This is a genomic window from Myxococcus xanthus, from assembly GCF_013116825.1.
Classification (GTDB): domain Bacteria; phylum Myxococcota; class Myxococcia; order Myxococcales; family Myxococcaceae; genus Myxococcus; species Myxococcus xanthus_B.
On record NZ_JABFNS010000128.1, the window covers coordinates 20,301 to 27,186 of the forward strand.

8 protein-coding genes are annotated in these 6,886 nt (G+C 68.8%); all 8 read right to left on the reverse strand.

Going from position 1 to position 6,886, the window contains the following annotated elements:
- Positions 1–10: 10 nt before the first annotated feature.
- Positions 11–1,330, reverse strand: coding sequence for an outer membrane beta-barrel domain-containing protein (locus HNV26_RS29415; protein ID WP_171444331.1), 1,320 nt, complete (start codon positions 1,328–1,330; stop codon positions 11–13).
- Positions 1,331–1,342: 12 nt separating this feature from the next.
- Positions 1,343–2,164: an outer membrane beta-barrel domain-containing protein gene (locus HNV26_RS29420; protein ID WP_171444330.1), complete on the reverse strand. Its 822-nt coding sequence runs from the start codon at positions 2,162–2,164 to the stop codon at positions 1,343–1,345.
- Between the two features lie 386 nt (positions 2,165–2,550).
- Positions 2,551–3,225: a 50S ribosomal protein L3 gene (gene rplC, locus HNV26_RS29425; RefSeq protein ID WP_171444329.1), complete on the reverse strand. Its 675-nt coding sequence runs from the start codon at positions 3,223–3,225 to the stop codon at positions 2,551–2,553.
- 146 nt (positions 3,226–3,371) lie between these two features.
- On the reverse strand, positions 3,372–4,142 hold the full coding sequence (locus HNV26_RS29430) for a hypothetical protein (RefSeq protein ID WP_171444328.1): 771 nt from the start codon (positions 4,140–4,142) through the stop codon (positions 3,372–3,374).
- Positions 4,143–4,208: 66 nt separating this feature from the next.
- A complete protein-coding gene (locus HNV26_RS29435; protein ID WP_140862568.1) occupies positions 4,209–4,682 on the reverse strand; it encodes a hypothetical protein in 474 nt (157 codons plus the stop codon).
- Between the two features lie 58 nt (positions 4,683–4,740).
- Positions 4,741–5,811, reverse strand: a complete 1,071-nt coding sequence (locus HNV26_RS29440) for a HupE/UreJ family protein (protein ID WP_171452914.1) — start codon at positions 5,809–5,811, stop codon at positions 4,741–4,743.
- Between the two features lie 47 nt (positions 5,812–5,858).
- On the reverse strand, positions 5,859–6,425 hold the full coding sequence (locus HNV26_RS29445) for a hypothetical protein (protein ID WP_171445595.1): 567 nt from the start codon (positions 6,423–6,425) through the stop codon (positions 5,859–5,861).
- A complete protein-coding gene (locus tag HNV26_RS29450; protein WP_020478757.1) occupies positions 6,422–6,580 on the reverse strand; it encodes a lmo0937 family membrane protein in 159 nt (52 codons plus the stop codon). The genes HNV26_RS29445 and HNV26_RS29450 overlap by 4 nt, the downstream gene beginning before the upstream one ends.
- Positions 6,581–6,886: the final 306 nt, after the last annotated feature.

Consider the following 6,886-nt stretch of genomic DNA (forward strand, 5'->3'; position numbering starts at 1 on the left):
TTCCTGAGCATCAGAAGAGGACAGAGAAGCCGGCGTAGAAGCTCACGTTGTTGAGGACGTCCGAGGACGGCTCGGCCACCAGGTCCCGGCCCAGGATGATGTCCTCGCGGTAGTTCTTCTTCGTCTTCGGGTCGACGCCGTCGAACTTCTCGTAGCGGCAGCTCCCGCTCAGGTTCAGCGAGGCGAAGTCCTGGTTGGTGGAACGCGCCGCTTCGAGCGCCTCGAAGTCCGCCAGGTTGCAGCCGTCCACCCGGTCCACGCGCGCGGTGTAGATGAGGTCCCGCACCTCCACGCGCAGCGCGTACGACTCGCCGAACTGGAGCCGGAAACCACCACCCACCGAGCCCATGAACTTGGTGCCCGTGTCACCGAAGCGCGCGGGCACCTGGAACGACTCGCCCTCCACATCGTTCGTCACCGCGGGGCGGATGAGGTGACGCGTGGAGCCGATTCCCGCGCCGCCACTGAGCACCACGCTGAACTGCGCGAGCGAATTGTTGAGGAAGGCGAACTTGCCGTAGAGCGGCGTCACCTCCACGCCCGCGTGGGCGCCCCACACGAGGAGCAGCGACGAGGCCGCCTGCGCCTGCTCACGGACCTTGTCGATGAGCTCCAGGTTGAAGGCGCTCTCGTTCGAGTGCCAGTTGTACTGCCCCATCACCTGGAGGGCGAAGTTCTCCTGCAGGTGGTAGGTGTAGTGCGCCGCCGTGCCCGCGTGGCGGGTGTACTTCCCATTCACCTGCACCGTGGCCGGGTACACCGTCAGCTCGTGACGGCCCTCGTCCGCGAAGCGCTTCTTCTGGACGATGTGCACCGACACGTTGGGGTTGTAGAGCGGCGCTCCGTTCACCAGCCGCTGCTGCTGCGCATCCGTGGTGCGCGGCGCATCAGAGCCCAGGTCGGACGCCAGCACCGGCGCATCATCGGGAACCGGCGGCGCCTCCTGCCCGGCCACGCCCCTCGTCGCGGGAGCGGAGTCCGTCTCCACGGTGGGCGCGGGCTCGGCGGCGGGCACCGTCGCGGTGTCGTCAACACGGGAAGGCTCGCTCGCGGGCACCTCGCCGGTGCCCTGCGCCGGGGCCGCGTTGGGGCGGACACCCGCGGGCGGCGCGGACGCTTCCGCGGGCACCAGCGGCGCAGGCCGGGACGCGGGCCCGACAGGGGCCTCCGGGAGCGACTGGGGCTGCGTGGACGGTGGCGGCACGGACGTCTCCGCACCGGGCGCGGGCACTTGCTGGACCTGCGCCAGCGCGAAGGCCGGAGCCGGGACGCGTGGCGCGGCCTGCGGGGCCGTGGCGACAAGAAGCGCGAGGGACAGGAACGGTCGCATAGTCAGGTGGACCTAGAAGGAGAAGGTGTAGCCAAGGTCGAACTGCACCAGGTGCGTGAGGCCCGGGCTGCGCGCGGGCTCACCCGACGCCTGCCCCGCCTCCCACGCATCGCGCTCCAGGTTGACGCGGTAGTTGTCCCGGAAGACCCAGTCGCGCAGCTCCAGGCGCACGCCGTGCTTGTCCAGGATGAAGAAGCGGAAGCCCACCGCCGCCGACACCACCGGGGCGACCCGCGACTCATTCACCCAGAAGTCCTGGGTGGCCGACCCGCGATCATCCACCGACGTGCGGTTGTCGCAGATGCCCAGCTCGCGGTTCACCACCTGCGTGCACTGGATCACGGAGTTGCGCTTGAACGAGGCGAGCCCCCCGCCCCCCCAGACGTAGGTCTGGAAGTGGACCGGCAGGTCCGACAGCAGGCTGAGCTTCCCGTAGATGGGCGCCCAGCGGACACCGGCCACCCCGTGCAGGTTCATCTGCCAGAGGTCTTCCAGCTCGTCGGTGACGCGCTTGTCCTCGCGGTTGAGGAAGCTCTCGGAGATGGAACGCGCCAGGCCCGTGTGACGGCTGGCCGCGTAGCCGGCCCGAGCCTCCACCGCGAAGGTGTTGAAGAGGTTGTAGGCCACCCCGGCGTTGAAGACGTAGTGCGCCGTCAGGTGTGTCTGGAGCGGCAGACCGATCCCGAAGGACAGCTCCAACTTGCCGCCCGGCTCGTACAACCGGTTGCGGACGACGACGTTGTCCAGGACGTTCTCGTCGTCCTGTGCCGCGGCAACTGGTGCCGCCAGCGAGACGGCCAACGAAGCAAAGGCGCAGAGCGTGCGTGCGATCATAATCCTGCCCGGCCCGTCGGGTGGGCCGCCATGAACGGGAGTGCAAGGAACTCCCCGAGCCACGGAGTCCGCGTCACCCGACGCTCAGACTCCTTCGTGGGGCCTGGATGTGCGCACGGCTTCCACGGCCGACAAGCCGAGCTGGCCTGGAGTCGGAATTCTCTTCACGGTCGTCCCCACCGGACGCCCACCGGTCAACGTTTCCGGGGCATCCCACGGCACGGGACGTGATGAAGCAGGCAGGCGGGTCGTCACGCGGGGCAGACACCTGCCCACCCGCGGAAACCGCACGCACCCTGCCCCGCAAGACAAACGCCCCGCCCGGATGCCCGACGAATCGGGCCCGGAAGCGGGGCGCTTCGAGCGTTCAGACGCTCAGCAGCGAACTACGCGCCGCGCGCGGCCTTGTGCTGCGCGCGCATGGCCGCCTTGATGCTGGGGCGGATGTAGACGACGCCGTCGTTGTGACCGGCGACGGCACCCTTCACGAGCACCAGGCCCTTCTCCACGTCCACGTCCACCACGGTCAGGTTCTGGGTGGTGACCTGCTCCACGCCGTAGTGACCGGGCATCTTCTTGTTCGGGTACACGCGGCCCGGCGTCTTACGCTGACCGATGGCGCCCGGGTGACGCTGGTACTCGTGCGTACCGTGCGTCTTGGTCTGCGAGCCCTTGAAGTTCCAGCGGCGCATGACGCCGGAGAAACCGCGGCCCTTGGTGACGCCCGTGACGTCGACCAGCTCGCCCTTGGCGAACATGTCGGCCTTGACGGCGTCGCCCACGTTGAAGGAGGCGGCCTCCTCCGGCGTGACACGGAACTCCTTCAGGTGGCGGCGGTAAGGCGCGTTGGCCTTCTTGAAGAAGCCCCGCTCGGCCAGGTTGAGAATCTTCTCGCGGATCTCACCGAAGCCGATGGTCACCGCGGAGTACTTGTCCTTCTCCGGGGTGCGCTTGCCAACGACCTGGCAGGTGCCCACGTCGATCACCGTGACCGGGACGAGGTTGCCCTCATCGTTGAACACCTGGGTCATGCCGATCTTCTTGCCAATCAGACCCTTCACGTCGTCCTCACTGCCAGCGCGCTGGTGGCGCGGAAAAACCCAATAAGTTCAATGACCTGGACTGCACGCGTCCCCGCGGTCGCCAGGAAGCGGCGCAATGTAGCAGACAGGTCTCCGCCGTCAAGCACTACGGGCGGGTGCCTCTCTCACTGCGCGCGATCCAACCGCGGGTAGAACGGTGCGAGCTGCGCATCGTTGATGCGCTGTGCATACACGTCTTCGCCCAGGAGGAACAGTGCTTGATCCAGATAATCCTCCGCGGCCTGGACCTGGACCTCCTTGGCGGCGATCGCCTGGTCGAGCTCCGCCATGCGGTGCTCGTGGTCGAGCTTCCGCTCCTCCGCCTCGTCCTCCATCTCCAGCATGCGCTTGTGCGCCAGGATGCCGGCCGCGCCGGGCTGACCGGGCACGGGCGTGAGGGCGGTGGCCAGGTTGGACTCCAGATCCTCCAGTTGCCGACCGAGCCGCATCTGCTGGAGCCGGTTCTTCTTGAGGTTGCCGCGGGCCAGTTCGATCTTGTCGGGCGGCTCGCCGGTCAGCTCCATGTCGCTGATCTTCTTCTCGAGCTTGACCAGACCATCCTCGGCGTAGCGCTGTTCGGCCTTGCGAGACGCGAGCGTCTTGCGCAGCTCCTTCACCTTGCCGTCGATGGCGTCCACCGCCTTCTTCCACTTCTTGACGATGACGGCGTGCTTCGCCCGCTCCTCGCCCTGCTCGGCGAGAAAGTCCGAATACGCCGCGTCCTCGTCGTTCATCTCCTGCTCGAGCGCCGCCAGTTCATCCCGGCGCGCCACCACGGCCTCTTCGGCGCGGTAGACGCGGTCCATGGAACGGGGACAGGTGGGCTTGCCCGGCAACCTGTCCCGAGCCAGGTCGCCCAGCTGGAAGATGAGGTCGTTGTAGCTCTCCTTCGCCATGAACGGATTTCTACGCCCAATGCACGGTAACTGTCACCGGCAGAGCGAGAAACCCATGTCATTCCCTCAAGAGTCACCCGGGGCGGCGCTGGCCGGCGCGTCGGCGTGGACCACGGGCCCCAGGGCCCCTTCTGCCAGGGACAGCAGCTCCCGGGAGCGGTCCTGCTCCTCGGTGCGGTTCAGCTCGCAGACCCACGCAGAGGAGAGATCCGCCTGCTGACGGGCCAGCTCCGCGGTCGTCTCATAGCGGGCGGCCGACGCGCGGGCGAAGGCCCCCTCGCGTCGCAGCTCCAGCAACGTATCCGAATCCAGCTCGATGTCCTCGGGAGGAACCGGCAGTGGACCTCGGCCCAGCGCGGCCAGCCGTGCGAGCAATCGCGACGCGTGAGCCCGGCAGAACGCGGCCAACACCATCAGCCGTGCCCGGACCCTCGCATCCGCGATTCGCTCCGCCAGCGCCGTCATCCGCCGGGCGGAGACGACCTCCGCCTCCCACGCGGCGGCCAGCGCCGCGGCCAACCGGGTATGCCTCGCACCCATTGACGTCCCCCTGTTCCCTACCTTCAAGTCGCCAAAGTAGGGACGCCGAGCGCGGGATTCAACCGAGGGCGCGTTCAACCATCCAGTACCCACCAGCCGCGAGGATTCCGATGGACAGTCCCCTCACGGCCCTCGTGTGCAAAGCCGGACGGCGCTGGACCATGCGGAGGACGGGCAGCAGCACCGCCACCACCACCGCCTGGCCCAATTCCACACCGACGTTGAAGCCCAGCAGCGCCGTCACCACGGACTCGCCCAGGCCGTAGCCGGCCAGCACGCCCGCGAAGCCGAAGCCGTGGATCAGCCCGAAGAGGAAGGTGACGAGCACCCGGTGCCGGTGCTCGCGCAGCACCAGGTTCTCCACCGCCACGTAGATGATGGACGCGGCGATGGCGGCCTCCACCCACCGGGCCTGGACTCCGTCCAACACCACCCAGCCCAGCGCGGCGGCCCCCAGCGTGAGCGAGTGCGCCACCGTGAAGGACGTCACCAGCAGCAACACCCGCCGCCAGCTGCCCCCCACCAGCAGCACGGCCAGCAGGAAGGCCAGGTGATCCACGCCCTCGAAGATGTGGCGCACGCCCAGGCCCACCCAGCCCGCGAAGCGGCTCAGCAGCGGCGTGCCGCGTCCGCCTTCCGGGACGTCCACTTCCGGCCGCGTGGAATCCGCGAACACGGCGCCTGGAACCTCCCCTTCCCTCACGCTGCCCAGGATCACCCGGTACTCCGGCGGCAGCCGCGTCAGCACCCCGAAGCGCTGGCGCATTCCCCCCGGCGGGCACGTGAAGGTGGCGGACAGCTCCACGAAGGACCGCCGCGGCGCCGCGGCGTGCGCGGTCCGCACGCACGGCAAGCCTCCGGAAGCCAGCGGCATCGCATCCCAGATGCCCGTGGCGATGGCGTCACGCCGCGCGTCCAGTCCATTCCGCGTGAGGAGCGAGCCCCCGTCCGCGTCGCCCAGGAGCAAGGCCAGCGTCTCCGGCGTCATCGTCAGAATCTGACGGACCTCGGGCGCCTCGGGTTTGGCGCGGTGCGCTTCAACATAGAGGATGTCGGCGTCGTGCGCGGCGGCGGCGCCCGCGGCCAGGAGCAGGCACGCGAGCATGGCCCGGGGGGAGACCCACGTCATGTCCCCTCCAGCCTGCCGTCACCGCCCGCCCGCGTCCACCCCGGGCGCTACTCCGAGACGAAGCGCAGCTCCACCTGCTGGCGGCCGCTCATCGGATCATGCCGCGCGCCGCAGGAGAAGCAGTGGAGTGCCTGGTCCCACTCCCAGATGACCTTCACCTCTTCGCCACAGCAGAGCATGGGCATGACGCGCAGCAGCTCGTCCGGCTCTGGCTCCATGGGGCCCGGCAGGGCCTCTGGCTCCACCGCCACGAACGTTGGCCTGGGGTTGACGGACAGCGTGCGCGCCACGTGCGCCAGCTGCTCGTACCGCACGTGGTTGGCCCAGCCGCGCGCCACGGCCTCCAGGTGCCTCTGCTGGGCGGGCGTGAGAAAGGCGTCCGCTTCCGCGCGGTAGCCGCAGTACGGGCAGCCCCAGACGGGAATGCCCTCCACGCACTCGTGGGCATTTTCGAAGGGGTAGAAGCCCAGGAGCTTGTGCAGCACCGCGCGCGAGTCCATGGGCCCCGGACGCGTCTTGAAGGGCCGCTGACACTCCGGGCACTCGCGGCGCGTGAAGCCCACGGAGTCCCGGGGCAGTTCCACCCCCGTCACCTCGGGCGCCCCGCGCCTCACGCCGAGGCCGCCCGGCGGCCCTGAGACACCACCGCCAGCAAGAGCGCCACCATCGCGAACAGCAGCAGCAGATGGACCCAGTACCCCTCGGTGGAGCCGGTGGTCAGCCCCAGCCCCCACAACACCAACAGGATGATTCCCATCGTCCAGTACACGCCGCACCTCCCCACGCACCACAGCCTGGCGCGGGCAAACCTAGGAACAGGAACCCGGACGGGCAACCCGGTCCTTTTCACAGTCTCCCGTTGGGAACGGCACTTCCCCACCCGGGCATTTTTTCAGATCCACCGGGGAATCCCGCGCGCCAGAAGCGGCAGATTCGTTGGCGCTCTTAAGGAGAAAGGCGCCACGCGCGACCTCTGGCACGCGGGCTGCTTAGGCGTCGCTCCGTCGGCAGGTCAGTACATCCGTAGGAGCGCACGGGGCGCGAGCGGCACGGCGGCGCCGGGAGGGGTGGGATG